This is a genomic window from Planobispora rosea (assembly GCF_014648175.1).
Lineage (GTDB): Bacteria > Actinomycetota > Actinomycetes > Streptosporangiales > Streptosporangiaceae > Planobispora > Planobispora rosea.
In genome coordinates this window covers 1-26493 of sequence record NZ_BMQP01000060.1, presented here as the reverse complement: position 1 = coordinate 26493, position 26493 = coordinate 1, and the positions used below count along the sequence as shown (strand labels likewise).

Here is a 26493-nt window from a genome sequence, read left to right as displayed (position 1 = left end):
GGTGGGGACACGACGGGCACGCTCGCGGCAGCGCCGGGAGAACCAGGTCGGCCCCCTGTTGTTTGACGATCGGGAGTGGAGCACGCTGGTGCTGGCGGCCGAGCGCAAGGGCCTGGCGGTGGGGGCGTATATCGCGGAGATGGCACTGGCGGTCGCCCGGGAGGAGCGCACTCCGATGCCGGTCGATCAGAGTGCGCAGCTGGCGGAGTTCATCCAAGCCCGGGTGGTGCTGAATCGGGTGGGCAACAATCTCAACCAGGCGGTGCGCGCGGTGAATTCCGGAGCTGAGGCGCCGGAGTTGGAGCGGGTGCTGGCACTGGTACGGCGCACGGTGTTGCGGGTGGAGGAGGCCGCGTCCGCGGTGGTCGGCGGTCGGGGTCAGCGGTGATCGCCAAGGCGATGTACGGCAGCCGCACGCTGGGGCTGTTGCAGTACCTGTTCGGGCCGGGCACGCACGAAGAGCACCTCGATGCACGTTTGGTGGCTTCCTGGGACGGCATGGAGCCGGACCCGGCCGAGGCGCGCCGCCAGGCCGAGGCCGAGCGGGCGCGGTTGCGCGCTCAGGGGCGGGCAGAGGGTGAGGGTCCGGATCCGGACGGGCTGCTGAGGGCGGGGCTGTATCAGCTGGCTCAGCACCTGGATTTGCCGCTGATCAGCTATGGCGGACCGGTGCCGGCGCGACATGTGTGGCACACCGCGGTGCGCGCCGCACCCGGGGATCCCTGGCTCAGTGATGAGCAGTGGGGGCAGATCGCCCGGCGCATCGTGGCGGCGGCCGGGGTGGCGCCGGAAGGTGATGAGCAGGCGTGCCGGTGGGTGGCGGTGCGGCACGCCGATGACCACATCCACATCGTGGCCACGCTGGTGCGTCAGGACCGAAGCCAGCCCGATCTACGCGGAGAGCGCTACCGGTTGCGTGAGGAGTGCCGGGCGATCGAGGCCGAGTACGGATTGCGGGCCACGGCGCCGGCCGATCGCAGTGCCGCGGTGCGGCCGACCCGTGCCGAGCAGGCCAAGAGCCACCGGGTGTTTGCCAGCAAGGAGACTCCGCGCGAAAAGCTGGCGGCGGCGGTGCGGCAGGCGGCGGTGGCCGCCACCAGCGAGCAGGATTTCTTCGGGCGGTTGCGTACGGCGGGGCTGGAGGTGAAGAGGCGGGCGCTGCCCTCAGGTGATCTGGCCGGGTATGCGGTGGCCTGGCCTGGGGACCGCACCAAGGACGGTAAGCCGGTCTGGTTTTCGGGCTCGCGGCTGGCGCCGGATCTGTCGCTGCCGCGGGTGCGTCAGCGCTGGGCCGACGTGCCCGCCGCCGGACCTGCGGCAGCGCCGGATGCTTCCAAGATCCCGGCTGCGGCACGCCCCTCGGCTGCTCAGCGACGGGAGGCGGCCTGGCGGCAGGCGGGTGAGGCGGTGCGGGCGGCCAGTGCGGTGCTGGGCCGGGCCGGGGACGAACAGGGGGCGGCGGCCACCGCGGCGTTGGCCGATCTGCTCAGTGCCGCGGCCGCGCACGCGCCGCCGGCGGTGCGCACCGAGCTGAAGGCGGCGGCGCGGGCCTTTGAGCGTGCCGGTCGGGTGCCCTGGCAGGGGCAGCATGCGGCTGCGCGGCAGATGCGCGGGGCGCTGCGGGTGCTGGTCGGTGCCGGGCAGGCGCTGAGCTCGGGCGATGAGGGCGCGGCGGTGCTGGCGTTCGTGGTGCTGGCGGTGCTGGCCGCCCGGGCGGTGGCTGCGCGGCACCGTGCTGCGCAGCGCGCCGCGCACGCCCAGGCCGCCCGGGTGGCCGCGAGCTACCTGCAGGGCGCGGCCGAGCATCTGGGCGCACGATCGCGGGCGCGTCCTGATTACCGGGCGGCGCAGCGCGGCGATCTGCAGGCGATGGTCGGGCGTGCGGTGGCCGGGTCTGCGGATGCGCGGGCGATCCTGGCGGATGCGGCCTGGCCGGCGCTGGCCGGGATGCTGGCGCGGGTGAAGGCGGCCGGTGCCGATCCGGCGGCGGCGCTGCAGCAGGTGGCCCGGCAGCGGGCGTTGCGTACGGATGCGGCCAGCCCAGCGCGTAGTGAGGCTCAGGTGCTCACCTGGCGGCTGGAGCACTGGCTGGCCGATCGCGCGCTTGAGAACGACGGCGCCGGTGCGCGAGCGTCGGCCCGGGCGGGAGGCCGGCGTCCCGTGGGTGCGCCGGCCGGGCATCCGGTCGCTACTGAGCGCGGTGCCGCGGCGAACGCGCGCTCGGCTTCGGGAAAGGGGCGGGTGCGGCTGCGGGCAGAAGACAGTGTGGTTTTCCAGCGCGCGGCCGTGCTGGTGGTGCAGAGCCAGGAGGTCTCGTCGGCGTTGCTGGAGAAGCGCTTGTGGGTGCGCCCAGACAAAGCGCGGGAGCTGATCGTGCAACTGCAGGAGCGTGGATTCATCGTCCCGCGTTCGGGGGGCGGGCATCGGGTGGTGGTGGCGGCCAGTGAGGCGGCCGGGCTGCAGGCGATGGTCACTCGCCGGGCCAGCGGGGAGGGCTTGTCGCGGGCGCGGGAGGCACGGAGCAGTGAACGGCGGCCGCGGCGCGGCCGGTGAAGCGGCGCTCGGGCCGGTGTTGTCTGTCCGGTGGTGAGCGAGCGGATCAGCGCGCCGGAAGCAGAGGAAAGGCGGCGAACACGACGTAGCGGTCGGTGATGGGAGTCATTCGCCGTTGTTTGAAATCTACGTCGTAAAGCACGAGTTGTCGCACAACTCCTCCACCACGGCGCAGCGGCGAGAAAAGCACAATGGAAGACTCCGCTATCCCAGAAGGACCGGCGCGGGGGAGCCGATCGTCTGTGACCCATGGTAAACAGAATTTCATGACCGGTCCGCGCATCATCAGCACCACCGGCGAGCTGGCGGCGGCGGCCGCGGGGATGGATCCGGCCACTCCGGTGGTGGCGGGGGAGGCCGAGGTCGAGATCGGCGCCGATCTCGAGCAGGCCGGGACGTGGGCGCTGGTGGCCGAGGCGGTGCAGCTGCCCGCCGATGAGAGCGGTCAGATCCTCGGGCCCGGCCAGACGCCCGCGCTGATCCATGAGCTGTCGCCGGAGGGGGTGACCCGGCGCCTGGCCGGGGCTCCGGCGCTGCTGGTACGGGCTCGCCTGCTGGCGGTGGCCGGACAGCTGGGCGAGGAGGCGCTGCCGGCCGACCCGGCGGTGCGCCGCGCCGAAGCCCTGGCCGGTGATGGTGACATGCGCAGGTTTTTGATGGAGCTGGTGGCGGCCGTGGATGTGCTGAGCGAGGAGATCGAGGACGCGATCACCGCTGAGCATCAGCCGCTGAGCCCGGCCGCGTGCCGCCGCCTGCGGCGCGCCGTGGTGGCGCTGGAGGGGGCGCGTACGGCGCTGAGTGAGGCCGGCTGGTATGGCAATGTCTGCGAGCTGGCGCGCCAGGGCATCGTCGACGACGACCAGGAGTGTGATCCGCACCGCTACCGTGACGCCCTGGTGGTGCTGCCCTCCCCCACCGGGCAGGGGCCCGGCTATGAGGAGGCGGGCTGTGTGGTGCATGCGGCTGAGGCGGTGGCCAGGATCCGGGGCGCGCACCTGGCGTAGCCGCCGGCGCGGTGAGTGGGGCGTGGTCGCATGCACCGGTACGGCGGTGGCCGCGGTCGGGCGCGGTGTTGATCCGTCGCAGGAAGAGCCGATCGGTGGTAGATAGCCGGGTATGCCGGAGCTGCATCTGATCACCACTGCCGCTGAGCTCGCCGCGCTGGCTTCCCGTCTGGCCCCCGATACCCCGGTGCTGGTGGGGTTCAGCGAGCGGGAGGCCGGTGCTGATCCGCACAGCCCGGACGGCTGGGTGGTGGGTGCCGAGTACGGGTACGTGTCGGCCGGTGACGCCGAAATGGGCTTGATCGCTGATGGTCCGGTGCGGGTGCCGGAGGCCGGGCACCGCGCGGACTGCCCGGATCCCGACGACATGTTGCACGCCTGCTTGCTGCCGGAGGTGTTGGTGTTGCGGGCCCGTCAGCAGGCCCCGGCCGGGCGGCCGGGAGGCGAGGTGGCGCCGGTGCTGGGCGAAGTGCGCCGCCGTGTTGCCGCGCATGCTCCGGAGGGGGACGTGCGGCCGTACCTGAGCGAGCTGGCCGCGCAGCTGGAGGCGGTGCACGCAGAGGTGCGGCAGGAGGCGGTCCGGGGGCTGGCGCCGGGGATGGTCACCTCGCCGCTGGCGTACCGGCTGCGGCGTATTGCGGCGGCGCTGGAGACGGCGTGCCGGGAGAGCCGTCAGGCGGTGGCGTTCGGGCGGCAGTGCGTGCTGGCCGCCGACGTCTTGGATGATCAGCAGGCGTGTGATCAAGAGCGGTTGGACGCGGTGGTGGTGTATCTCCCTCATACGCCGGGTTATGGCGAGGGGGTACCTGGCTGTCCGGTGCATGTGGCGGTGGCGCTGGCGGTGATTGCGGGCGCCTGCCTGAGCGCGCCGACGGCGCGCTGAGCACCGCGCAGAGGCGCTGAGCACCGCGCACAGGCCGGGGCTGCCAGGCGGTGGTGGCGGGCGGTTGCCGGATCGGCGTGGCCGCAGCGCGGCAGGTCTTTCTTGCCGTAGCCGCGACCCCGAGTCAACGCGGCCGTAATATGGCCTGCGATTGTGATCTAGGGTCGCGTTATCGGGGCGGTAGGACGGCAGAAGCACGGCACGCTGGCGACGGAAGGCTTCCGCCACCTCGATGCCCCAGCGACAGGAGAGGCAGCATTGATCAGCGGCAGTGACGCTCAGTCGATCGGCGCGCGCATCCGGGACAAGCGCCGCGAGCGCGGGCTGCAGCAAGGGCAGCTGGCGCACCCGGAGCTGTCGGACAGCTACATCTCCCTGCTGGAGGCCGGCAAGCGTCAGGCCTCGCCGGAGGTGCTGGAGCTGCTGGCGGCCAAGCTGGGCTGCTCGGTGCTGGAGCTGACCCACGGCATCTCCCCCACCCAGGTGCATGAGATCGAAACCGCGCTGGTTGCTGCGCGGCTGCTGCTGGAGGAGGGCAAGGCGGCCCTGGCCCGGGACGGCTACGCCCGGCTGCTGGAGCATCCGGCGCTGGCCGGGTTGGCGGACCAGCGGCGGGCCGCCGAGCTCGGTCTGGCGCTGGCCGCTGAGGCCGAGGGCGATCTGGAGACGGCGATCGCCACCTTGATGCGGATGGATGAGCACGACGTCGATGCGGCGGTCGCGCTGGCCCGCTGCCTTATGCGTCGCGGTGACTTCTCCAGGGCTGTGCAGGTGGCCGAGGCCGTGGTGGACGGGCCGGCGGCACCGAGCTGGAATGAGCGGCGCGTCGCGCTGGGGGCGATGTTGCTGAGCGTCTACCGCGAGCGTGGTGATCTGCTGCGTGCCCGGTCCTGGGCCGAGCAGCTGCAGCAGGCGGCCGTGCAGGCGGGTACCGTCCAGGCGCAGATGAGTGCCTGCTGGGGTCAGGCGGTCGTTGCGCTGGAGGCCGCGTGCGATGAGGAGGCCGTGGCCTTGGTGGAGCGGGCGCTGGCGCTCTGCCCGCCGATGGCTGAGGCGCCGGTGCGGGCGCGGGCCGTGGCCGCGCACGCCGAGGTTTTGCTTGTGGTGCGACCGGATCAGGCGGTTCAGTGCCGTGCCCGGCTGCTGATCATGCAGGAGGAGTTGCGCTGGTTCGATGCGCCGCTGCAGCAGGCGGAGCTGGCTTACTTGCTGGCCCGCACCGAGCTGCTCGGCGGCCGAGCGAGCGAGGCCGCCGAGCAGCTGGATGCCATCGCCCCCCGGGCCGAGACGCTGCCGCCGCCGTTGCGCGTGGGCTATCACCTGCTGGCCGGGCAGGTGATGGCCGCGCTGAATCAACCCGAACACGCCCGGCGCGCGATCGACCGGGCCCGCCAGTACCTGGATGGTGAGCCGGCCACCCGCTCCAGCGCCCAGGGCTGGTCCATCGCCGCTCAGGTGCTGGAGGACCTCGGTCAGCAGGCCGACAGCGTGGCGGCCTGGCAGCGGGCCCTGGAGTGCGCGGGGCTGTAGGAGGCGGGCCCGAGTCTGGTCGCCGGGCGCGGAGCATTTTGGGATGCTGGCCTCATGATGGACTCTGCTGCCCACGGCGAGCTGGCGCACCTGCCGTTCGCCCTGCCGGTCCATCGGCCTGGGAAGGCAGCGAGAAGCTGGGAGTGGTTCGTCGACGGCGAGGGCGCCGGCGAGCCGCCGCCGCAGGAGCGTGCCAGCATCACCCGCCTGGCCCGCCAACTCGGGCACGGGCTTTATCTCGGTGGCTACGCCGCAGCGATCAGCGGTGAGGCCGTGCGGGTCAAGCAGGTGACCGCCTGGGCCGTGCGTTCGGTGCTGCGGGAGCAGCAGATTCCCGGCGGGCGCACGTTGTGGTGGACCCTGCCGGAAGGCACCGTGCCGGACACGCTTGTGCCCGGCATCGCGAAACGGCTCGACCGGCCGCGGTCGCGGGGGGAGAGCGCCTGTGCCCACACCGCTGCGCTCTTACGCGAGCGGCGCATCCGCATCGTGGTCCTGGCTGACCTGCATCATGGGCTGCGCGGCCGGGGCATCAAGGCGTTGCGCTACGGTCAGTTGCCTTACCTGATCAAAACCGCGAGCTCGACGCTGTTTGTGTATATGGGGGTCGAGCTGGAGCGGACTTTGCTGCGTGGGCCCGGCGCCGACATGCTCGCCCCCTACGTGCATCTGTTCCCCCTGGCTGCGGCCTGCGAGGTCCGCGGCTGAGGTCGCCGGCTCCCGCACGTCGCCCCTGGGGGCATCATCGGGCCGAGAGTGCTGACTATCCGGCGGTGCGGATGTCGGCGGGACGCATGTTCGATTCATCTTCCTGGGCATCGATGCCCCTGTTTGATTCGCCTGGCTGGCTCCTGCGGCGGTTCTTGGGTGGCCTGCTGGTCTTCGTCTCTTCATCTGATGCGCTGCCCGGACCGTCATCTGACAGGGCTATTGATCGATAGAAAGATCGCTAGTAATCTCCGTGTGTCGACCATTCGTGAGTGAAAAACGCGACAGCGGCAGAGCCGTCTTCCGCGGCCGATCGCCCCCGCCCCTTGAGGACCCATGGCCTGCATCGTCGATCTCGGCCCGTCGGCCGCGCAGGTGCACTACCGGCTCCGCCCCGGCATCGTCTGCGACCGCCGCGGTTCCATCGATGGACCGGTCTGCCCGTTGCCGCCCGCTCCCGCTCTCGTCGCCGAGGACGGTACGGACCCGATGGCCCTGGGCGCGCAGGCGCTGCAGTGGACCGGCTCGTCCCTGGCCAATTTCGGCATCACCCCCGGTACTCCCCTGACCGCCGATGAGCACCCGGTGGCCGCCGCGCTCATGGCTGGTCGCCATCCGCACACCGGTCGCCGTCTGCTGGCCGGTACCGAAACAAAGCGCAACCGCGGCTATGAGATCACCCTGGCCGCGCCGGCCAGCCTCAGCACGCTGTACGCGCTCGGCACGCCCGAGGTGGCCGCCTCCATTGCGGCCCTGGTCGCCCAGGCCATCAGCCAGAGCGCCGGCCAGTTGGAAAGGTGGCTCGTCGGCCGGGCCCGGCGCGCCGGACTGATGGGCTGGATCATCGTCCACCACAGCACCCCGGCCCTGCTCGATCGCCTGCCCCGCCCGTGCCTGCACGCCCATCTGGTGCTCGCCGCGCTGATGGCTGCTCCCGATGGGGAGTGGACCGACATCGCCGGTCCGGCCCGCCAGCGCCTGTACGGCTACGTCGAGGCCGTCGAGGCCGACGCCAGATCGCGCATGCGCCGCCTGCTGAGTGACCACCACGGCGTGGGCTGGGAGCGTGATCACGAGACTGGCCGGTGGGAGATCGTCAGTGCCCGCGCGGAGTTGTATGAGCGCTCCCCGCTCCCGCGGCCTGCCTGTAGTGGAGCCGTGGAGGACGCCCGCCTGGCGGATATTGCGGTCAGCCTGCGCGCTCAGCGTGGCGGGTTGGCGGGCTAATCGCACCGCTGCCCAGCAGGGACGGCGGGTGCCTGCTGGGCGGCCAAGCTCGGGGGCGGGTGGGCCGCGCATCGGCGCGCTGGGCTCCGTGCCGCGCCACTGCGGTGCGTGAGGTGCCCAGGCCTCGACGGGCCGTGCCGCGACCGGGTGCGAGCTACTCGTGGCGGTGCGGGACGGGGCCGGGAAAGCATGTCTCGACCAGGCCGGTGGCCAGTAGCTCGGCGGCCATCGCGGCGCGCAGTTCCTGGCCGATGTCGCAGCCGTCGCTCAAGCCGATGACGCCCACGCATAGCCACACCCAGCCACAGGCGAGCGCGGCCCGACGCCAGGCGGGCCACAGTGCCAGCTCGCCGTCGTAGACGACGCTGGCATCCGCAGCGGTGAGAGTGGCCCAGCCGTCGGCGGCCAGCAGGCGCCAGCCGGGCGCGGGCTGCGGTAGCCAGGTGGCCGGGCCGGTCACCAGCTGCAGACCCTCAGTCATGATCAATTGGTTCAGGCGGATCGGTGACACGCCCCGGCCGGGCACCACCACGCGATCGTGCAGGGAGACGACCAGCAGGGGAAGGTCGGCACCGCCGGGGAGGGGAAACAGCGTGGGCCGGGCGCTGGCCGGGGCTGTCAGATGCCGGTCATCAGGCGTAACCGGTTCGATCTCGGTGTCGAAGACGGCCGAGGGCAGGCATGCGGGGTGGGCGATGCGTACCAGGTGCAATCCGTCGGCAAAGCGCCGCACCACGACCGTGGCCGCGCCGTCGACGGCCATGTCCTGCTCGCAGCGCGGGCAGGCCTGCGGGCCGCCGAGCAGGGGGTCGGCCAGGACGCTCACCTGCGCCAGATCAACGATGACGGCCACGGCATCGGAGACGATCAGGTTACGCATGACGGCTCCGGAGCGGGTGGAGGCGACCTGCGGCGTGCCCGCCGCGGTACCGGCCCGGGCCGCTGGGGGAGGCCGGATGGGCGCGGCAGGTGATCACCATCATGCTCCGGCAGATTACGCGACTCAACAAGGGGTGTCGATCTCTATGACAGAAATGGTTAATATGCGCATCGCCTGTCTTTTGTGTTTCGTTGTCCGCGGTACGGCACCCCGATACCGGATGCGGCTGCCCTACCCCCTCGTACGGAGGATTGAGGCCGATGACCGATGCCAGCACAGCCGCCGAGTCAGCGCCGCCCCGGCGCCGCCGATCGCGGGTGCCGGGCGGACGCAGCGCCCGGGTCGCGGTCCGCCTCACCGCAGCCGAGCAGTCCCAGTTTCAGGCCGCGGCCGCGGCTGCGGCGATGACCGTGCCGCAGCTGCTGGTCGACACCACCCTCTCCGCCCTGGCCCCGCGCCCACACCGGCTTCCACCGGCTGCGCGGCAGGCCCTGGTCCGGGAACTGGCTGCGGTACGGCGGCAGCTGCGTGCGCTCGGCGACGCGGTGTGCCAGCTCACCCTCGCCCCGGGCAGCGCGGCGATGGCCGCCCCCAGCCAGGCGCAGGCCGTGCTGCAGGCGGTGCGCCACACAAGTGAGCAGCTCGGCACCACGCTACGCCGGCTGGACTCGGGAGCCGCCGTCAGGAGCACCCGATGATCGCCAAGATCGCCACCCGGTACGGTACCGACATCGGCGGCCTGGTCGCTTACCTGCTCGGGCCCGGCCGCAGGCACCCCCACCGCGACCAGCACGTGATCGCCGCCGATGAGATGCTGGAGATCGCCGACGGCACCCTGCTGAACACCCCGGCGCACCGGCAACGCATCCGGGAGCTCGGCTACGCCCTGGACGACCACCGCGTGGCCGCCGGCATCACCCCGCCGCGCGGCTGGGTATGGCAGTGCACCTTCTCCCTGCCGCCGGGCGAGCGACTGAGCGATGCGCAGTGGGCCGTCGTTGCCCGAACCCTGATCAGCCGGCTGGGATTCGACGACGATCCGGCCAGTGGCCGGGCCGCCTGCCGGTGGATCGCCATCCACCGGGGCCCCTCCCCCACCGGCAACGATCACATCAGCGTCGTGGTCAACCTGGTACGTGAGGACTGCAGGACGGCCGACCCGGGGCGCTCCTGGATCACGGCCTCGCGCTTGTGCGCCGAGATGGAACAGCGCTTCGGCCTGGCACCGGTGCCCGGCCGCCCGGGGCGCGGCCGCGCCGGCTACAGCCGCGCCGAGGCCGAGCGGGCCCGCCGGGCCCAAGACGCCGGCGCCGGGCCGGTTCCGGAGGCCGATGCGCTGCAAGCGCCGCATCCAGCCGAACCCGACCGCGTCGCCCTGAGTCGGATCGTGGCGGCCGCCGCCGCGCGCTCAACCGATGAGGCCGACTTCCTGCACCAGGTGAGCACGGCAGGAGTATGGGTGCGGCCCCGCTACGCCGCCGAGGCAGACGGGGAGGTCATCGGCTATGCCGTCGCCCGGCCCGACCCCGAGCACCGCAAGCCCATCTGGTTTTCCGGCGGCCGTCTCGCCCGCGAGCTGACCTTGCCCACGCTGCGGGCCGGGTGGCCGTCCGGCACCGCCGAGCACGCTCGGGCGCACTGGGCTCAATGCGCCCAGGCCTGGATGGATCCCCCGGTCCCGGACGCCGCTGACGCAGGTCCGCCTGACTCCGTCACCCCGGCCGACTGACCACGACGATCAACCAGCCCGACCCGCGCGAGATGAGCAAGGAGACCCCATGCCCACCAGCCGCCGCCGCAAGAAGTCCACCGGCAAGACCCGCTCTGAGCGCAAAGCAGCCCAGGGCCAGAGCGCGGTATGGGCGCCGCGGCAGGGCCGCATCGCCTCATCGCAGCTCCTGCCCGGCACCCTCCCCCACGAGCAGATGCTCACGCACATCAAGGCCTTCGTCGACGGAGCGGTCGAGGCCAGCGGGACCATCGCCGCCCTGCCCGATCACCGCTCCACCGGGCGACTGCCCCCGCTGTTTATCGTGCTCGTTGAGCCCGATACCGGCAGCGCCCTGCTGGAGCAGGCCTTTGCCCTGCTGGATCGACATGGCGCCGTGGCGGCCTCCGAGGCGATGACGGTGGCGACCGCGTGGACGGCCATGGACAACGGCGCCGAGCTGTCGCTGATCAAGCTGAAGCTGGAGTTTGACCGCCCGTTCCGCGGCCGGCAGGACATCGCCTTTCTGGGCAGCGCGCATGCCGCCCGTTGGCGGCACATCGCCGGCGGCGGGCTGATCGTGGTGACCACGACCGAGCGGCTGCAGACCGCAGGCGGCCCGGCGGCCGACTACGCCGAGACGATGAACGCTGGCCTGGTGTTTTCCATCGCGGCCTCGCCCCTGCTGCAGCAGCTCATCGCTCGGCACGGCTGGCCCACGTGATGGGTGATCGCTCGCCGTGTCCGCGGCGGGCGCGCTCAGCCGCCGGCTTGAGGCATCTGGTAGGTCAGCTCGACCAACTCGGCCACGGTGACCAACCGCGTCCCGCTCCCCCGGGTTCGCGAATTTTTGAGGTGGTCTTTGGCCGGGCTCCAACGGCGATGGCCCCAAGCCCGGAGCCCGTCCACCGTCCCCGGGTGACCCATGACGGGCCTGCTGGATGCGCGCCTACCTTTCCTGCTGCGCACAGCGGTCCATGACCTGCTCATACACGCGCCGCAGCCGCCAGATCTGGCCGGGCTCCACCAGCAGCCAGTGCGCCGCCCCGTCCAGGCCCGGGCCGGTGTAGGCCGGATCGTAGGCGACATCGGCGCCGCTGGCCAGGATGGTCTGAGCCCAGGTGATGGCCTCGTGCACGGCCTGCTCCCCACCGAAGGCATCGCCGCCTTGCGCATAGCGCGACAACGTCCTGAGGTAGCACGCGGGCGCGGCCATGGCGTGCTCGATCGGCAGCTTCCACGGCAGCACCGCACGGTGATCATAGACGGTCGGGCCGGTCAGACCGTGCCGGACTTTCGCGCGCACGACCTCGCGTGCTGTGGTGGCCAGCCGCTCGGCGATCTGGCGGTTGGTCAGGTCCTGGTTCAGCAGGTCCTGCAGGACGAGCGGGTCGATGGGATCTGGGGTGGTCATCAAATCCTCACAGCGGCGACGGGCAGATAGCCGCAGCGCCCCGGCGCCGGAAAGGCCGCAGGGGAGGCTGGCACCCCCAGTCAACCCAAACCTCTCATAATGGGACAAATGAAACGCGGTAGATTCTTTTGCCGCCGTGCAAATTTCTTTACTCTTCGCGGCACGCCGCCTCGACTGTGAAGGTCCCGGCCACCACGGGGCCCGCTCCCCGGTCGGGCTGCTGGGCGCCTTGGCCAGCGCGGCGTGCGCATTTCACGGTGTCAGTGCGGGAAGGGCCGTCTGCCGGCCTCCGGGGGCACTCAGGGGCACCGCTCACAGGCGCGGGAAGTTCAGCCGGCGAGCTGCAACGGCCTGAGCGGAGCGCCGTGGGTGAGATAGGCCGCCACCAGATCGCCCAGACCGATCGGATAGACGCTCTGGTCGCTGGCGCTCAGCTCCGGCAGCGACCACCAGCACCACCCCTGGATCTCATCGGGCTGAGTCGCATCCTGGGACCGGACCTGGGCGGCGGGTATGCGGGCGATGTAGTACCGCTCGACCTGGCGCACCGGTCGGCCGCCGACCAGGTGGTCGCTGCTGCGGATCGCGACCTGCGGGCCGAGGACGACGTCGTCGACGCCGAGTTCCTCGCGGACCTCCCGGGCGGCGGCGCGGGCGTAGTCCTCACCGGGTTCCAGCGAGCCACCCGGGGTGGCCCAAAACCCCCCGCCGGCCTCGTCCTCATACCTCAGCAGCAGCACGCGGTCGTGCTCATCAAGGGTGATGACGCGGGCGGCCGGGCGCAGGGTCGGTGTGGACATGCACTCATTGTCGCAAGTTCAGGTCTTGGTCACGAGGTAGTCGCCGATGCACAACGCGTCCAGGGCGCTGGCCTGGAAGGTGGCCAGCGCGTGGGCGGGGGTCTCCACGATCGGCTCGCGGTCGTTGAAGGAGGTGTTGAGCACGACGGGCACACCGGTCAGGCGGTGGAAGTTGCCGATCAGCGCGGCGAAGGCCGGGTGAGTCGCCGCATCGACGGTCTGCACCCGGGCGGTGCCGTCGATGTAGACGACGCCGGCGATCTGCTCGGCGCGTACCCGGGGCGCCAACAGAAGAGATCACATGCCGCCGATATGCCGCATGCCACCGGTCGTGAGAGCCATGCCCCCAGTGTGGGCGGCCATGACACCAGTCGTCGTGATGAGGGTCGTATCGATGCTCATGGACCGCATTTGATCACATGAGCTGCCCGTGCCGCCATTCCCCGCCAGCCGTGGGCCCGGCCGGTGTCGCCGTGATCGGCTGGAGGCGATGAGCCGCTGACCTGCGGGCACGGTGGCCGATGTCCGGCCTGCCCCGGCAACTGTCGCCCTCACCCCCGGTGGCAGACTGCTGCCCGCACCATCGACAACCACCACCCGGGGGATCCATCCATGCAGATCGCGCGATTCCAGCAGTTCGTGATCGATACGATCCGGGCCCACCCGGCTGATGTGATCACAAGCGTGGAGTCGTTCGCCGCCGCCGGCATCACCGACAAGCCCATCGGCGCGCGCATCGCGTTCACCACCGGCGCGCAACTGCTGGTGCAGATGGTCGGTACCGCCCCCTCCGGCGGCCGCGCCGCCGCCGAGCAGATCGTCGAAGGCCCGGCTCCCGACCCGCTGCCGCCCGTGCCGCTGGTGGCCGACGGCGAGCGTATCCGCCTGGCCGATGTGCAGGCTTGGCTGATCGCCACGCTGACCAACACCGGCCACACCGAGATCGCCGCCATCACCCCGACCACCGGCCAGGCCCACCGCTACGGCCTCAGCGTGCGCTGCCACAGCGGCGCCACCTGCGTGGCCTACTTCCTGGCCGGGCTGCGGCCCGGCCAGCGCCTGGGCGCCCACGCCGACTACCAGGTGCCCGAGGTGATCTAAGAGGCCTGCGGTCGGCTTTCGGGCACGGTCGCCGGGCAGTTGCGCCCTCTTGTCCGGCGCAGGCGGCCGGGATGGCGCGGTCGCCGCGGCGGGCGGGTTTGCGACGCTGTAGGCGCCGGGCCGGGTTGGTGGCCAGGATCTCCTGGCGCTGGACCCAGGTGGTGAAGGACACCAGCGCCGACAGGTGCCGGTTCTAGGTGGCGGCGGCGGTGGTGGTCCAGCGCTCCAGCTCAGCCGCAGGCCGATCGCCTGCGCGTGCACTCAGGTGGGCCAGGGACGCGGCGTAACCGGCCCGGGTCGTGGCCGCGGTAAGGGAGTGGAGGAAGCGATCGACGGCCTCGGCCACGCTCGGCCCGCCGGCATCGTCCGGCGCCGGAATCGGAAGCACGAGGACCGGCACGAGCTCACCCCTGGGCGATGTGACACATAACGTTGCCGAGTCGGGGCCGGTCCGCCCGGCGGCGAGTTGGGCCGCAGCGGCGCCGCCGAGGCCAGTGCGACAGATAATGCACATTCTGTGTCACAGTGTCGCGCCCGGCCGCTGGGATTACTCATGAGTGTCGGCGGTCCGGATCCCTCACGATGGCTGGTGGCTGCGCTCTTCGGGCAACACCACACCCAGGGTGCGCAGGCGGCCAATGGCCTCGGCCCGCCGGTGCGCGTCCGCCTTCTGCCAGGTCCGGTAGAGCACGGCGGCATACGAACGTGACGGGGCGCGCCCGAAGACGGCCAGCAGGTGCGCGCGGGCGGCCGATATCGAGCCGCCGGTGTAGCTCAGCGCAACGTGGAACGCCGGGCCCAGATCGCCGTGGCGCAGGTGCTGCTCGGCCAGGGCGGTGCGGTAGGCGGCGACCTTCGCCCAGTCGATGGCGTCGGCGCTGGACGGATCGGCTGGGGTGGTGGTTCCGGTCAGCCGGTCACGGACGGCGATGACCTCCTCGAAGGAGAACGTCCGCTCTTCGGCACCGGTCAGCTGCAGATGCTCGTGCAGGTTCGGCACATACCGACTGCGGCTCTCGGGCGAAGGTTTCATGGCCACTCCCCTTCCCTGCTCGGTCCGATGGTGCCGGATCCGGCCGCTGCCCGCAGGGGAAACCGTCCGATCGCCGACGTTCGGGCCGGAGGGTGTCAGACCGGGCCGAGGGTCGGGCGGAATCTGGCGAACTTCTGCTCCCGGGGCCGGTCTCCAGTGCCACGATGGCGGCGTGACGGACCCCGATGCGCCCCGCCTGATCATGGCACTGGCCGCACTGGTCACGTATCCGGCCGGGAAGATCCCGTTTCTGTGGGTGGACGACCCCACGCCGGTGCGTGCCCCCGGTCCGGGGGGCGACCCCATCAGCGTGATCATCGCGTTGCCACTCAGGGACGGCTTCGCGCTGGTGGCCGATCCCGCCCAGCCTCCCGCACCGACGGTCACCTCTTGGCGGGTCGAGCTCGATGCCACCGGCCTGCTGCGGGTGTGCTCGCCCCGGGATACTCCCGAGCAGTCCTTTGTGTCGGATCTGCAGCTGGCAACCCCGCCCGGCTGGCGCGAGCACGCCCACCGGCTCGGTGCGGTGTTGCTGCTGGTGGGCTGCGGCCTGCAGTTGGACGATGCGGCCCACCTGGAGGAGAACGCCGCCGCCTGCGCGCGGGCCGGGCTGCTCATCAGCGCCGTGGTCGCCTACGCCGAAACTCAGCCGGGCGGGCGTCCGCGTCCGTAGCGGCCCTCGGCAGGATGGCCCGCCTCCGGCGCGCGGCCGCCGGATTGTCAGTGCCCACCGCTAGCGTCGGGGCCAACCCACCCAACTCTCGAAGATCCCCATGGGGTATGCCGATGAGTGTGACCGTGCATGGAAGTCCGGGCGGGAGCCTGAGCGAGTCCGGCGGCGCGAAGTATGGCGCGGACGCGCGGCGGGGCGCCTTTCACGAACGTCGGGTGGCCCACGCCCTGGAGCAGTGGCTGAGCACCCGAGCCGATCACTTTCACCTCTTCCACGACCTGACAGGGTTTCACCAGGTGCGCGGGGCCGGCCTGGAGCCGCGCAGTCTGGGCAGCACCAACCTCGACCACGTGGTGCTGACCGGCGCCACCTGGCTCATCATCGACGCCAAGGGGTGCGGCGCCGGAACCTTGATGCTCGATCCACGGGGCAAGGGCGTACTGCTCAAGCCCGATGGCACCGTGGCGCCGCAACCGTGGCTCGATGACCGGCGCGCCTATTCGCGCGCCGGCATCATCTACCGGCTCACCGGAGGGCTCCAGGGCGGCACGGCATGGATCGTCCCGGACACCACGGTGCTGGATCTCAGCATCCGGCACGCCATCTGCTCCGCTTCCCTTAAGGGCGGCCCCGTGCTGCCGATGCGGGCGATCACCGATGGCTATTTCGACCAGTACTTCCCCGCGCCGCAGCCGACGGCCGATCCGGTCCACATCGAGGCGTTGTCGGCGTACCTGAGCGCGCGGCCGGATCAGGGCTGAGCACACGGGGCCAGGGCGAATCGGGGCCCGCTCCTCCCCTGCCGCCGGACCTGCGGTCAGCCGGACAGCTGCCAACGGTGGAAGATGCGCTCGCCCGCGCCCGGGGCGACGTTGGCGTGCACACCGAAGATCCTCCACAGGTCGATGGGGCCATCGGGCGGCTCGATGGTGAATCCGTCGCGGCGGTAGAAGGCTTCCAGGCCCGGGGCGGGCGGCATCTGCCCGTACAGCGGAAGCCCTCTGGGCCCCGGCATGCTCCGGCCCGCAGGGCGGCACCGCTGGTGCCGCCGCGGACCGCCTGGGCCAGGGTGTCTTCCAGCCGGACCCCAGCCAGCGGGACGAGCGCGGCCACGGCCGTTAACGTGCGCTAGGGAGGGGACGTGCTGGTCGGGGGAATCCAAGGCTTGCCGATCCCGCGGTACTCCTCCACCGGGATCGGCGTGAGACCGGCGCGCATGCGGCTGGTGTACAGCTGCCCGTTCAGGTGGTCGATCTCGTGAGCGACGAGCCGGGCCACGCCGTACGGGAACGTGGTGATCTTGCGCTGGCCGTCCAGGTCGATGTGCTCGACCTCCAACGTGAGCGGCCGGGGCACCATGCCGCGCACATCGAAGAACGACAGGCAGCCCTCGTACTGCTCGTCGGTCTCGGTGGAGGCGTCGGTGATGCGGGGGTTGAGCAGCACGACCGCCTCGGCGTCGGGATCGGGCGGGATGACGATGGCGGCGGCCCGGCCGATGCCGATCTGCGGGGCGGCCAGTCCCATGCCCTTGCCGAAGACGTGCTGTTCGCGCACCCGAGCCAGCGCGGCGAACAACGCGTCGATCACCTCGCCGGCCGCCTCGGCCTGCTCGGGCAGGTCGAAGGGCTCAGCGACGGCGGCCAGGATGGCATCTCCGGCCTGGACGATCCCGGCGGCCTTCATCCGGTCGCTGCTGGTGCGCAGGCTCGGGGATGCGTCCATCTGGCCGGACCGGGCACCAAAGCGCCATTCCAGCCGGTAGCGGGCACCCATCGGCGGATCGGCGGTGCCCCAGGAAAACAGCGTCTCATCGCCGCGCTGGGTGCGGGTGATGGGGTTGTGGAGCGGGACGGCCTCGGCGGTGGTGGAGGTCTCGGTCCCCCACACCTTCGGCTCCAGGTCGGCCGGGAAGGTCAAGGTCACGCCGAGGTGGCGGGTAGGCAGCCGGATCGCGCGCTGGAACCAGGGACCCCATTTGCTGTCGGGGACGGTGTAGGCGTAGGTGATCGTGGCGCGCTCACCCGGATACAGCGGGAACTTGCCGCGGTCATTGGAGAAGCACAACCAGACCTCCTTGAAGCAGTCGCGATCGTGCTTGGGCTCGACGTTCATCGGCTCGCCGTCGCAGTCGGCCCTCAGGTCAAGCTCGGCCCAGGTGAGCGGATGGGCGCGGTAGTGGACGTTGGAGCGGGCGGGCTCGCCGGGGTAGCGGTCCACGCTGATGCGGGCCAGGTAGCGCATCACCGGGTCCGGGCCGGCGTTGCACAGGCTTCGGCGCATGGTCGCGGTGTAGATGCCGCCGGCGTAGCGCAGCTCGGCATGGTCGTCTTCCACCACCAGCCCGCCGGGAGCACTCGAGGGCGCCGCGGCTGACGAGGCGGTCGCCGCGGCCTCGTGCCAGGACTGCCATACCTGGCCGCCAGTCGACAGCTTCGCCTCGGCGCGGCGAGCGAAATCCTCGCCGGCCGGATGGCGGCCGGACTCGATGTGGCTGATGTAGGACGGGTCGTAGTCCATCGCCTCGGCCAGGGCCTTCTTGGACATCCCGCGCCGTTGGCGCCAGTGCGCCAGAACCTCGCCGAAGGCCCGCGGCCCGTCGTGCTGTGCGTCGGGTGGCTCGTTGCGGGGGGTTTCCACCCTCTCATCTTTCCCTAGGACGGCGTGAATGCGTGAGTGAAGCGTGAGTGAGCCGCACTCACGCTGACCTCACCGGCACGGGGCGAGGTCTGCTGGCAGGCGACCAGTCCACCGATCATCGGAGACTCCCCGTGTCCCTGATCACCCATCCCCTGTGCCTCGACGCCCGCCAGCTTGCGCTGCCCGGGCAAGGCCGCATCGGCGTGCTGACCGGCGGCCGGTCCCGGGAACGGGCCCGCTCGCTGCTGTCGGGCACCACCGCGCTAGCCGCGCTGCAGCGAGCGGGCCTGTCCGCGGTCCTGATCGACACCTCAGGGCCCGATCTGCTGGAGCGGCTTGGCGAGATCGACGTCGCGTTCCTGGCGATCGCCGGCCAGTACGCCGAGGACGGCAAACTCCAGGGCCTGCTGGAGCATCTATCCATCCCCTACACCGGCTCCGGGGTCCTGGCCAGCGCGCTGGCGATGCACAAGACGGCGGCCAAGACCATGGTCGCCGCGCACGGCGTCAGCGTCCTGCCCAGCCGCGTCATCGACGACCAGGCCCCGGCCGAGGTGGTCGCAAAAGACCTAGCCGATGCCATCGAGCTGCCGGTCATCATCAAGCCGATCTCCGAAGGCGGCTCCATCGACATGCGCCTGTCGCGCAGCGAAGACGACCTCGCCGCCGCGGTGGCCGAGCTGCGCACCGGCGGGCAGGCGCTGTTCGCCGAGCGGTTCTGGCCCGGCCCCTCGATCACCGCCGCCGTGCTGGAAGACGGCGAGCAACTGCGAGTGCTACCGCTGCTGGAGACCCGCCCGAAGGGCAGCGACTTCTATGACTACATCACCAAGAACGACCCGGCAGCCTTCACCAACCACTGCCCCGCCGTCCTACCGGCGGCCACCGAGGCGCTGGTGCGTGAGCACGCCCAGGCCGCACACCGCGCGCTGGGCTGTGCAGGCTACTCGCGCAGCGACTTCGTCGTCGACGCCGGCCTTGCCGGCGATGGCGCAGGCGACGGGCCGCGGGTGTGGTGGCTGGAGACCAACACCCTGCCGGGCCTGTCACATGCCGGGAACATGGCCACCATGGCGGCGGCCGACGGCATCGGCTACGACGCGCTGATTGCGTTCATCCTGTCCACCGCGCTCACGCCGCACGGCTACCGGCCGTGAGCGCGCAGCGGGACAACGTCGTGATCGGGATCGACGACGTGCGCACGGCCGCCACCCGCCTGAACGGGTACGTCACCGACACGCCGCTGCTGGCCTCGCCCGCGCTGGAGGCGCTGTGCGGCACCCCGGTGCTGTGCAAGGCCGAGAACCTGCAGCCGACCGGCTCGTTCAAGGTGCGCGGTGCGCTCAACCACGTGCTCAGCCTCACCCGGGACGAACGCGCCGCAGGGATCATCGCCGCCTCCTCCGGCAACCACGCCCAGGCGATCGCCTGGGCCGCGCGGCTGGCCGGCACGTATGCGGTCGTGGTGGTTCCCGCCGACGCCCCGCACGTCAAGGTGCAGGCGGCCCGGGAGTTGGGGGCCGAGGTCTACCACTACGCCCGCGGCGGCGAGGACCGCGACACCATCGTGGCCGAGATCGCCCGACAGCGCGGGCTGGCGATCGTGCCGTCGGCCAACTCCGAGCAGGTGATCGCCGGCGGCGGCACCGTCGCCGCCGAGATCCTCGCCCGCTCCGAACAGGTGAGCACGCTGGTGGTACCGGTCGGCGGGGGCGGGCTGGCGGCCGGCTGCGCGGTGGCCGCCAAGGCCCTGCGCCCGAACATACGGGTGGTCGGCGTGGAGCCGGAGCACGGAGCCGACACCGCGCTGTCGCTGCGCGAGGGCCGCCGGGTGAGCATCCCGACACCGGTCACAATCGCCGACGGGCTCACCCACACCAGCCCGGCCCCGATCCCGTTCGCGATCAACCGGGCGCTGCTGGATGCGGTGGTCACCGTCTCCGACACCGAGATCGTCGAAGCCATGGCAGCAGCCTTCACCCACCTGAAGGCCGTCGTCGAACCCAGCGGCGCATGCGCACTCGCCGCAGCGATATGCGGGCGAATCGAGATCACATCCGGCACAATGGGCGTGGTCTTGTCCGGGGGAAACATCGCCTGGACCACGTTCCGGTCGCTGATCGACCGCGCAACCGCTGCTGGGGGAGATGGTGGGATGCCTGGCCTGCACGCCGAAAGCGGGCAGCAGCCAGCAGGCACGCCATGACGGCATCACCCTGTTCACCCAGTACATGAGTCATGAGCGGATCGGCGCCATCGTCTACCAGGGCGCCGATCCCGCCGACGACCCGCAATGGCGCGCCTCGGGGGCGCGCACCCGCGCCGAGTACGGCCGCTGGTGCCGGCACGCCTGCGGCATGGCCTGCCTGCAGATGGTCCTCGATCACCGCGACGGGCACGCCCCGCCGCTGCTGGAGCTCACCCGCGGCTGCCGCGCCTACGGCGGCTACATCGAGACTGACGACGGCCAGATCAAAGGCCTGTACTACGCGCCGTTCGCCGAGTTCGTCCGCGCCGAGCACGGCCTGCACGCCACCGTGCACCCGCACCTGGCCGCCGCCGACCTGCCCGGCCTGCTGGCCAGCGGGTACCTGGTGATGGCCTCGGTGCACAAGGAGATCCGCCGCCCCGAGCGGCCGGCTCCCGGCCGGGGCGGGCACCTGGTTTTGCTCACCGGCCATGAGTTCGGCCTGCTCCACCTGCGCAACCCCTCCGGCCACACCCCCGATGCCCGCCAGGCCAGCCTGCCCATCGACACCTTCGCGACGTTCTTCGGTGGCCGCGGCATCGCCCTGCGCACGTACTAAAAGACCACGCCCCCAGGGGAGCACAGTGACCATGAAGGTGCTGATCTCGGTGGACATGGAGGGCATCGCCGGCATCGTCCACCCGGAGGAGACCATCCCCGGCCGCTTCGACTACGAACGCGGCCGCGCTTTGATGACGGCGGCGGCCAACGCTGCGGTGGCGGGCGTGCTGGAGGCCGAACCGGCAGCCGAGGTGCTGGTGGCCGACGCCCACGGCCCCCACCGCAACCTCCTGCCCGAGCACCTGGACCGGCGGGCCCGGCTGATCCGCGGCAAGCCCCGCGAGCTGGGCATGATGGCGGGCCTGCAGGCCGGCGTCCAGGCAGCGATGTTCGTGGGCTACCACGCCCGCGCCGGCGCGGGCAGCGCGGTGCTCGCCCACACCATGGCCGAGGCCGTCCTCGACGTCCGCATCAACGGCACCTCGCACGGCGAGATCGGCATCAACGCCCTGCTGGCGGCCTCCTACGGCGTGCCCGTCGTGTTGGCCAGCGGCGATGAGGCGGCCTGCGCCGAGTTCAGCGCCCTGGCGCCGCAGAGCGTCACCGTGCCGGTCAAACGCGCTCTCGGCCAGCACGCGGCCGACGGCATGCACCCCGACCAAGCGCACGATCTCCTGCGGCGCGGGGCCGGCCAGGCGATGCGGGTGCACGCCACCACCGCGCCGGTCTGGCTGCCGCACCCGCTGCGCATCGAGGTCGACCTGCATCAGCCGCGTGCGGCGGATCTGGCCGCGCTCCTGCCCAGCGTCACCCGGAGCGGACGCACCATCGCCTTCGACGCCGAGACCATGACAGCCGCCTACGGCATGCTCCACGTCATCGTCGCACTCACCCACAACGGGCCCTAAGCGCCACGGGGTGGCTCCGCGCCGGGCGGAGCCACCGCTTGCGATCAACCGCCTACGCCATCTGCTGCCCAGAGCACGGTGCGATGGTCAGGGCGTCAGCCCCAGCTCACGCAGTTGCGCGGCCGTAACGGCAACGCCTCCGGGGGCGTTCAGCATCAAGGTCGTGACCGTCTCCAGGCTCATCTGCGCTCGCCGGCTCGATGAGACCGCATTGCGCTCGGGACGACACCGTCGTGCGGCCTTGTTCTTTTTGGGGTTGCGGCGGGCGGCCATGCCCTGACGATAAACATCACCCGGCTACGAGTAACCCCCTGAGGTACCTGCGGCTGGTCCTGTTTTCCCAGCCAGGCCCCCTTCATCAGCGTCTTCGGTCGCGACCACAGGCCCTCTGCCGCCGACACGCTCCCCGGTATCGAACGTGTGCTCGGTAAAACGATAGGGTCAGTGGCATGTCCGCCCCTGTCCTGCTTCCGGTGCCGCCGCTGGCCTGGCACGGCACCCGGCCGGTGTTCCTGCGCGGCCGCGAGCTGGTCGAGCACCGCCCTTGGGCGCACATCAGCTGGATCCTGCCCGGTGAGCCGATCACCGCCGCACCGTCCGTCGTCGACCATCGCCTGCCGTACGCCGATCTGGCCGAGCTCGACGGCCAGGTCTACGATCAGCTGCCCCGCCAGCCCGGCGCGCTGCTGGTGCTGCCGCCGTTAGTGGCCTACGCCGGGCAGGTGGTGCTGCTGCGCGGCTGGCGCCAGGCCGTGACGCACGGCGGCTCCTGGTGGGCCCACCTGGCCCGGCTGAATCTGGGCGAGCGCAACGGCCGGCGCCGCGCAACTGTGGTCGACCTGCAGGTGGCCGCCGCCGAGATCACCCCGCTGCCCGGCCAGGAGTACGCCCGCGTGCCCCGCGTGCACGACGCGCACCAGTGATCGCCTCGCGAGAAGGTGAGCGCAGGCTCCGCATCTGAGGGCCGGACGGGCATCTGAGGGCCGGACGGTGCACTCGGCACCTGCCCTCGCACTGCCCCGGGCCGGGCTCGGCTATCGCGCCATGTCTATCCGGGCGGCGCCCGGGCACAGATCCTGCTGATCAGGATCGGCCACGCCCCCGGGGAGTTCCATGCTCACTCATGCCCACCGCCGCAAAGGCGCGCCCGTCCTGGGCGCGGTCCGCCGCGGGCAGGTGGGGCCGTTCGGCCCCTACGGCACCCCCGACCTCGACGATCACGACGCCGCTCCCCCACCCTCCGGTGACCTCACCGGCGGGCAAGGTCAGAGGGGCAGCGTCCCTGCACCGGGTGCAGCGCCATCCACCCCGGGAGAGGATCCCCTACCTGACTCCCCTCACGTCAGTGGGTGCTGATTGCCCAATCCCCTAAAGTCGGCTCACGAGGACGGTTGCCGTCGCTGCCCCCCTTGCGCCTTCGGGGCGTCCGGTCGGATCTGCCGGATGGCCCGGCAGAGCAAGGAGGACGACGCGATGGATGCTCCCCGTCCCGACGGTGATCGCCACCAGACGATCCGCACCGGCCTGGCGGCCGTGCGCCTGGCTGTGTGGCTGGCCTGGCTGATCTGGCTGGCCGGCGATCACGACGCCACCCGGTAATCCCCTGGGTGGCCGGGCCTCCTACCGCGAGAAGATCGGCTCTGACCGGGTAGGAGGCCCGCTGGCTCCCCAGCGTAGGGGCGCTGCCGTCAGCGTTGTGAGCGGGGATCGGTTTTCCCTCCCCGGCCGGGGCGGCCGATCTGTCACCCGGGCATACCTGTTCCCCTCCGATGATCACAAAAGTCCCGCAAACCGGACACGATGCGCGCTCCGCAGCGGCTGCGCGGAGAGGTTTTCTCCTCCGCGCTCCCCGCGCCGCCGCAGCGTCCGCGGCCCGGCTCGGCTGATTGTCATCTCCTGCAGAGGCACGTGCCCGGCCGAACCCCGGACACGGGGGTGACAGACCTTTCTGTCATCACTTGACGCACATTCTGTATTCCGTGCTGTAGTGGAGCAGGGATCGCTCGGGGGACAGCTATCAGCAGGAAGGGCGATCAGCGGCGTGCAGGCTTCCACCCGGATCCGCATCGGCGGCTACGGCGCCGCAGGGCTGCTCGTGGCCACCGCCGTCTTCAGCAACCAAGTCCTCGACGAGGGGAAGTTCAGCTGGGGATGGCTGATCGCCGCCCTGGCCGTGGCCGGAGCCGCGGAGGGCTGGAACCACTGGCGCGCCCAGCCGGCCCCCTCCGGGCAGCTGCGCCTGACCGATGCTGCGGGCCGCCCGCCCCGCCTGGATGAGATCGACCTCTATCAGCTGGGCGTGCACCGCTCCCGCTTCGCCGAGGCCGATACTTCCCCGCCGCACATCCCTCGCTCCTACGACGCGGAGCTGGCCGCGGCCCTGACCCGTCTGGACGAGCCCGGCGCCCCGCGGCTGATCGTCGTCGAAGGCGAGCGCCTGGCCGGCACCAGCCACACCCTGGCCCACGCACTGCGCAGCCACCTGCCCGCCTGGCGCCTGGCCGCCTTCGTCGACGACCCCACCGTGCGCCTGAGCGACCTGATCACCCAGGCGCTGGGCTGGGCCGAGCCGGAGGCCGGCGTGGTGCTGTGGCTGGATGCCATCGGCACCGACCAGCTCGGCGAGCTCACCGCACCGCTGCTGGAGGCCATCACCCAGGCCCGCCTGGCCGCCGTGCCCAAACACCTACTGATCGCCATCACCGTGCACCAGCAGGTGACCGGCCTGGACGGCGAGGAGCCCCTGCGCCTGGCCGGCCACGTGCGCGAGCTGCTACGCGAGCGCGCCCTGCACCTGGTCGTCGGCACGCTCACCACCGACGAGCGCGCCCGGCTTTCCGCCGAGCCCGCCTATGACCGCCTGCGCCCGCTGCTGGACGATGCGGCCCGCGAGCTGGTGATGGGCCGCCTGATGGTCGCACTGGACCAGCTGCGCCACGCGCTCACCCTCGGCACCGGCGAGCAGGCCGCCGACCGGATCGCGCTGCTGCGCGCGGCCACCGACTGGCAGCGCGCCCAGGTCCCGGCCCGCCTGACCGCAAAAGCCCTGCAGCGGTTGTGGAAGGCCTACCGGCGCCAGATCTCAAACCTGCCAAAACGCACCCGCCTGCCGACCGATGCCTTCACCCGGGCGCTGGCCTGGGCGAGCGCCCCGGCCACGGCGGCGCGCCCACAGCTGATCGATGTCGGTCCCTTCTACGGGCCGCATCCGCTGCTGGCGGTGGTGGCCGAAGAACCCGAGCCGCTCGGCTGGCCGATCAGCCCGGCCCTGTGGAACTACGCCGAAGCTCACCTGGAGGCCGGCCAGCGCTACACGCTGGCGGCCACCGCCGTGGATCGCGGTGACCTTCCCGGTGCCGATCGCCTGCTGCGCTCGATACCCTCAGCCATGGTGGCGGCATCGACCGCATACGCCCTGGCGCGGCGACTGCATACCAACGGGTCCATTTCCGCCGCCCGGTACTGGTATCTCCACACCATTGAGTCCGGCCACCCCGATCAAGTCCCGGGGGCGATGGTGAATCTCGGCACCCTGGAGTATGAACAGGGTGACATCGGCCAGGCGCGTACCTGGTGGACCCGGGCGGTGGAGTCCGGCCACCCTAATCAGGTCCTGGGGGCGATGGTCGGTCTCGGCCACCTGAGGTATGAGCTGGGCGACATCGGCCAGGCGCGTACCTGGTGGACCCGGGCGGTGGAGTCCGGCCACCCCGACCACGCCCCGAAGGCGATGGTCGGCCTCGGCAACCTGGAGTATAAGCAGGGCGACATCGGCCAGGCCCGTACCTGGTACAGCCGCACGGTGGAGTCCGGCCACCCCAACCAGGCCCCGAAGGCGATGGTCAACCTCGGCATCCTGGAGTACAGGCAGGACCGGTTGGACCAGGCCCGCACCTGGTACAGCCGGGCGATCGAGTCCGGCCAACCCAACCAGGCCCCGAAGGCGATGGTCAGCCTCGGCAACCTGGAGTATAAGCAGGGCAACATCGACCAGGCCCGTACCTGGTACAGCCGGGCGATCGCGTCCGGCCACCCCGACCACGCCCCGACGGCAATGGTCAACCTCGGAATTCTGGAGGAGGACCAGGGCGACATCGGCCAAGCCCGCACCTGGTGGACCCAGGCGATCGCGTCCGGCCACCCCGACCAGACCCCGAAGGCGATGGTCAGCCTCGGCAACCTGGAGTATAAGCAGGGCAACATCGGCCAGGCCCGTACCTGGTTACAGCAGGTGATCGCGTCCGGCCACCCCGACCACGCCCCGAAAGCGATGGTCAACCTCGGAATTCTGGAGGAGGACCAGGGCGACATCGGCCAAGCCCGCACCTGGTGGACCCAGGCCGTCGAGTCAAGCCACGCTGAATGGGCCCCCAGAGTGATGGTCAACCTCGGTATCTTGGAACAGCAGCAGGGTCGGTTGGAACAGGCCCACACCTGGTACAGCCGGGCGATCGAGTCCGGCCATCCTGAGTACGGGCCGGATGCGCAGCGCCGGCTGAAGGCGCTGCAGCACTGGCAGGCAGAGCAGCGGCGGGCGATCTGGGAAGCCCGCTATGCCCGCCGACCCCTAGGGCGTGTCGTCAAAGTTGCTGGACCTGGGGCAACATGAAGGCGTGGTACGTCGCTACGAACTGACCGATGCCGAATGGCAGGCGCTGGAACCGCTGCTGCCCCGATCGGTG

General features: G+C 71.4%; 28 protein-coding genes. 20 read left to right on the top strand and 8 right to left on the bottom strand.

Going from position 1 to position 26493, the window contains the following annotated elements; genetic code table 11:
- Window position 1 precedes the first annotated feature (1 nt).
- The 7 genes from IEZ08_RS36165 (at window position 2) to IEZ08_RS36135 (ending at window position 7905) form a co-directional block, all read left to right on the top strand.
- Window positions 2-388, top strand: a complete 387-nt coding sequence (locus IEZ08_RS36165; RefSeq protein WP_189243965.1) for a plasmid mobilization relaxosome protein MobC — start codon at window positions 2-4, stop codon at window positions 386-388.
- The gene (locus IEZ08_RS40430; RefSeq protein WP_189243964.1) at window positions 385-2553 is read left to right on the top strand and encodes a relaxase/mobilization nuclease domain-containing protein; all 2169 of its coding nucleotides are present in this window, start codon (window positions 385-387) and stop codon (window positions 2551-2553) included. Before IEZ08_RS36165 ends, IEZ08_RS40430 begins: the two co-directional genes overlap by 4 nt.
- Before the next feature lie 266 nt (window positions 2554-2819).
- Window positions 2820-3557, top strand: coding sequence for a hypothetical protein (locus tag IEZ08_RS36155; protein ID WP_189243963.1), 738 nt, complete (start codon window positions 2820-2822; stop codon window positions 3555-3557).
- 112 nt (window positions 3558-3669) lie between these two features.
- Window positions 3670-4440 (top strand): hypothetical protein, encoded by a 771-nt coding sequence (locus IEZ08_RS36150; RefSeq protein ID WP_189243978.1) that lies wholly within the window; start codon window positions 3670-3672, stop codon window positions 4438-4440.
- 258 nt (window positions 4441-4698) lie between these two features.
- On the top strand, window positions 4699-5970 hold the full coding sequence (locus IEZ08_RS36145; RefSeq protein WP_189243962.1) for a helix-turn-helix domain-containing protein: 1272 nt from the start codon (window positions 4699-4701) through the stop codon (window positions 5968-5970).
- Window positions 5971-6024: 54 nt separating this feature from the next.
- Window positions 6025-6678, top strand: a complete 654-nt coding sequence (locus IEZ08_RS36140; RefSeq protein WP_189243961.1) for a hypothetical protein — start codon at window positions 6025-6027, stop codon at window positions 6676-6678.
- A gap of 336 nt (window positions 6679-7014) precedes the next feature.
- The gene (locus tag IEZ08_RS36135; RefSeq protein ID WP_189243960.1) at window positions 7015-7905 is read left to right on the top strand and encodes a relaxase domain-containing protein; all 891 of its coding nucleotides are present in this window, start codon (window positions 7015-7017) and stop codon (window positions 7903-7905) included.
- 154 nt (window positions 7906-8059) lie between these two features.
- Here IEZ08_RS36135 and IEZ08_RS36130 read toward each other — a convergent pair whose 3' ends face one another.
- A complete protein-coding gene (locus IEZ08_RS36130; protein WP_189243959.1) occupies window positions 8060-8785 on the bottom strand; it encodes a hypothetical protein in 726 nt (241 codons plus the stop codon).
- A gap of 260 nt (window positions 8786-9045) precedes the next feature.
- Here IEZ08_RS36130 and IEZ08_RS36125 point away from each other — a divergent pair, with 260 nt between their 5' ends.
- From IEZ08_RS36125 to IEZ08_RS36115, 3 genes are read left to right on the top strand one after another with little or no spacing between them, the layout of a single operon-like run.
- Entirely contained in the window at window positions 9046-9483 is a 438-nt protein-coding gene (locus IEZ08_RS36125) for a hypothetical protein (protein WP_189243958.1), read from the top strand.
- Entirely contained in the window at window positions 9480-10514 is a 1035-nt protein-coding gene (locus IEZ08_RS36120; protein WP_189243957.1) for a relaxase/mobilization nuclease domain-containing protein, read from the top strand. The genes IEZ08_RS36125 and IEZ08_RS36120 overlap by 4 nt, the downstream gene beginning before the upstream one ends.
- Before the next feature lie 49 nt (window positions 10515-10563).
- Complete coding sequence (locus IEZ08_RS36115) at window positions 10564-11217, top strand: hypothetical protein (RefSeq protein WP_189243956.1); 654 nt, start codon at window positions 10564-10566, stop codon at window positions 11215-11217.
- 225 nt (window positions 11218-11442) lie between these two features.
- On the opposite strand, the gene IEZ08_RS36110 is transcribed toward IEZ08_RS36115, so the two are convergent.
- The 3 genes from IEZ08_RS36110 to IEZ08_RS36100 form a co-directional block, all read right to left on the bottom strand.
- Window positions 11443-11907, bottom strand: coding sequence for a hypothetical protein (locus tag IEZ08_RS36110; protein WP_189243955.1), 465 nt, complete (start codon window positions 11905-11907; stop codon window positions 11443-11445).
- A 329-nt stretch (window positions 11908-12236) separates the two neighbouring features.
- Window positions 12237-12707, bottom strand: a complete 471-nt coding sequence (locus tag IEZ08_RS36105; protein WP_189243954.1) for an NUDIX hydrolase — start codon at window positions 12705-12707, stop codon at window positions 12237-12239.
- 18 nt (window positions 12708-12725) lie between these two features.
- A complete protein-coding gene (locus IEZ08_RS36100) occupies window positions 12726-12995 on the bottom strand; it encodes a carbamoyltransferase C-terminal domain-containing protein (protein ID WP_189243953.1) in 270 nt (89 codons plus the stop codon).
- Window positions 12996-13319: 324 nt separating this feature from the next.
- Here IEZ08_RS36100 and IEZ08_RS36095 point away from each other — a divergent pair, with 324 nt between their 5' ends.
- The gene (locus IEZ08_RS36095) at window positions 13320-13808 is read left to right on the top strand and encodes a hypothetical protein (RefSeq protein ID WP_189243952.1); all 489 of its coding nucleotides are present in this window, start codon (window positions 13320-13322) and stop codon (window positions 13806-13808) included.
- A 577-nt stretch (window positions 13809-14385) separates the two neighbouring features.
- Here the strand turns inward: IEZ08_RS36095 and IEZ08_RS36090 are convergent.
- Window positions 14386-14841: a hypothetical protein gene (locus IEZ08_RS36090; RefSeq protein WP_189243951.1), complete on the bottom strand. Its 456-nt coding sequence runs from the start codon at window positions 14839-14841 to the stop codon at window positions 14386-14388.
- 172 nt (window positions 14842-15013) lie between these two features.
- Between IEZ08_RS36090 and IEZ08_RS36085 the strand changes: the two genes are divergently transcribed.
- Window positions 15014-15514: a DUF8842 C-terminal domain-containing protein gene (locus tag IEZ08_RS36085; protein ID WP_189243950.1), complete on the top strand. Its 501-nt coding sequence runs from the start codon at window positions 15014-15016 to the stop codon at window positions 15512-15514.
- Window positions 15515-15627: 113 nt separating this feature from the next.
- Window positions 15628-16275: a nuclease-related domain-containing protein gene (locus IEZ08_RS36080; protein WP_189243949.1), complete on the top strand. Its 648-nt coding sequence runs from the start codon at window positions 15628-15630 to the stop codon at window positions 16273-16275.
- A 56-nt stretch (window positions 16276-16331) separates the two neighbouring features.
- On the opposite strand, the gene IEZ08_RS36075 is transcribed toward IEZ08_RS36080, so the two are convergent.
- Together IEZ08_RS36075 and IEZ08_RS36070 are read right to left on the bottom strand one after the other, a co-directional pair.
- Window positions 16332-16529, bottom strand: a complete 198-nt coding sequence (locus IEZ08_RS36075) for a hypothetical protein (RefSeq protein ID WP_189243948.1) — start codon at window positions 16527-16529, stop codon at window positions 16332-16334.
- 113 nt (window positions 16530-16642) lie between these two features.
- Window positions 16643-18154: a peptide deformylase gene (locus IEZ08_RS36070; protein ID WP_229803905.1), complete on the bottom strand. Its 1512-nt coding sequence runs from the start codon at window positions 18152-18154 to the stop codon at window positions 16643-16645.
- Between the two features lie 131 nt (window positions 18155-18285).
- On the opposite strand from IEZ08_RS36070, the gene IEZ08_RS36065 reads away from it, so the two are divergent.
- From IEZ08_RS36065 to IEZ08_RS36050, 4 genes are read left to right on the top strand one after another with little or no spacing between them, the layout of a single operon-like run.
- A complete protein-coding gene (locus IEZ08_RS36065) occupies window positions 18286-19311 on the top strand; it encodes a D-alanine--D-alanine ligase family protein (RefSeq protein WP_189243947.1) in 1026 nt (341 codons plus the stop codon).
- The gene (locus IEZ08_RS36060) at window positions 19308-20360 is read left to right on the top strand and encodes a threonine ammonia-lyase (protein WP_203863681.1); all 1053 of its coding nucleotides are present in this window, start codon (window positions 19308-19310) and stop codon (window positions 20358-20360) included. Before IEZ08_RS36065 ends, IEZ08_RS36060 begins: the two co-directional genes overlap by 4 nt.
- Window positions 20302-20961 (top strand): cysteine peptidase family C39 domain-containing protein, encoded by a 660-nt coding sequence (locus IEZ08_RS36055; protein ID WP_229803903.1) that lies wholly within the window; start codon window positions 20302-20304, stop codon window positions 20959-20961. Before IEZ08_RS36060 ends, IEZ08_RS36055 begins: the two co-directional genes overlap by 59 nt.
- Before the next feature lie 31 nt (window positions 20962-20992).
- Complete coding sequence (locus IEZ08_RS36050) at window positions 20993-21811, top strand: M55 family metallopeptidase (protein WP_189243946.1); 819 nt, start codon at window positions 20993-20995, stop codon at window positions 21809-21811.
- An 87-nt stretch (window positions 21812-21898) separates the two neighbouring features.
- Here IEZ08_RS36050 and IEZ08_RS36045 read toward each other — a convergent pair whose 3' ends face one another.
- A complete protein-coding gene (locus tag IEZ08_RS36045; protein WP_189243945.1) occupies window positions 21899-22084 on the bottom strand; it encodes a hypothetical protein in 186 nt (61 codons plus the stop codon).
- A gap of 176 nt (window positions 22085-22260) precedes the next feature.
- Here IEZ08_RS36045 and IEZ08_RS36040 point away from each other — a divergent pair, with 176 nt between their 5' ends.
- The 3 genes from IEZ08_RS36040 to IEZ08_RS36035 all read left to right on the top strand — a co-directional run bounded on the left by IEZ08_RS36040 (window position 22261) and on the right by IEZ08_RS36035 (window position 26420).
- Window positions 22261-22734 carry a hypothetical protein gene (locus IEZ08_RS36040; protein ID WP_189243944.1) on the top strand — a complete coding sequence of 158 codons (474 nt, stop codon included), beginning with the start codon at window positions 22261-22263 and terminating at the stop codon, window positions 22732-22734.
- Between the two features lie 550 nt (window positions 22735-23284).
- Complete coding sequence (locus tag IEZ08_RS40425) at window positions 23285-23410, top strand: hypothetical protein (RefSeq protein WP_268249396.1); 126 nt, start codon at window positions 23285-23287, stop codon at window positions 23408-23410.
- A 442-nt stretch (window positions 23411-23852) separates the two neighbouring features.
- Window positions 23853-26420 (top strand): tetratricopeptide repeat protein, encoded by a 2568-nt coding sequence (locus IEZ08_RS36035; RefSeq protein WP_189243943.1) that lies wholly within the window; start codon window positions 23853-23855, stop codon window positions 26418-26420.
- Window positions 26421-26493 lie beyond the last annotated feature (73 nt).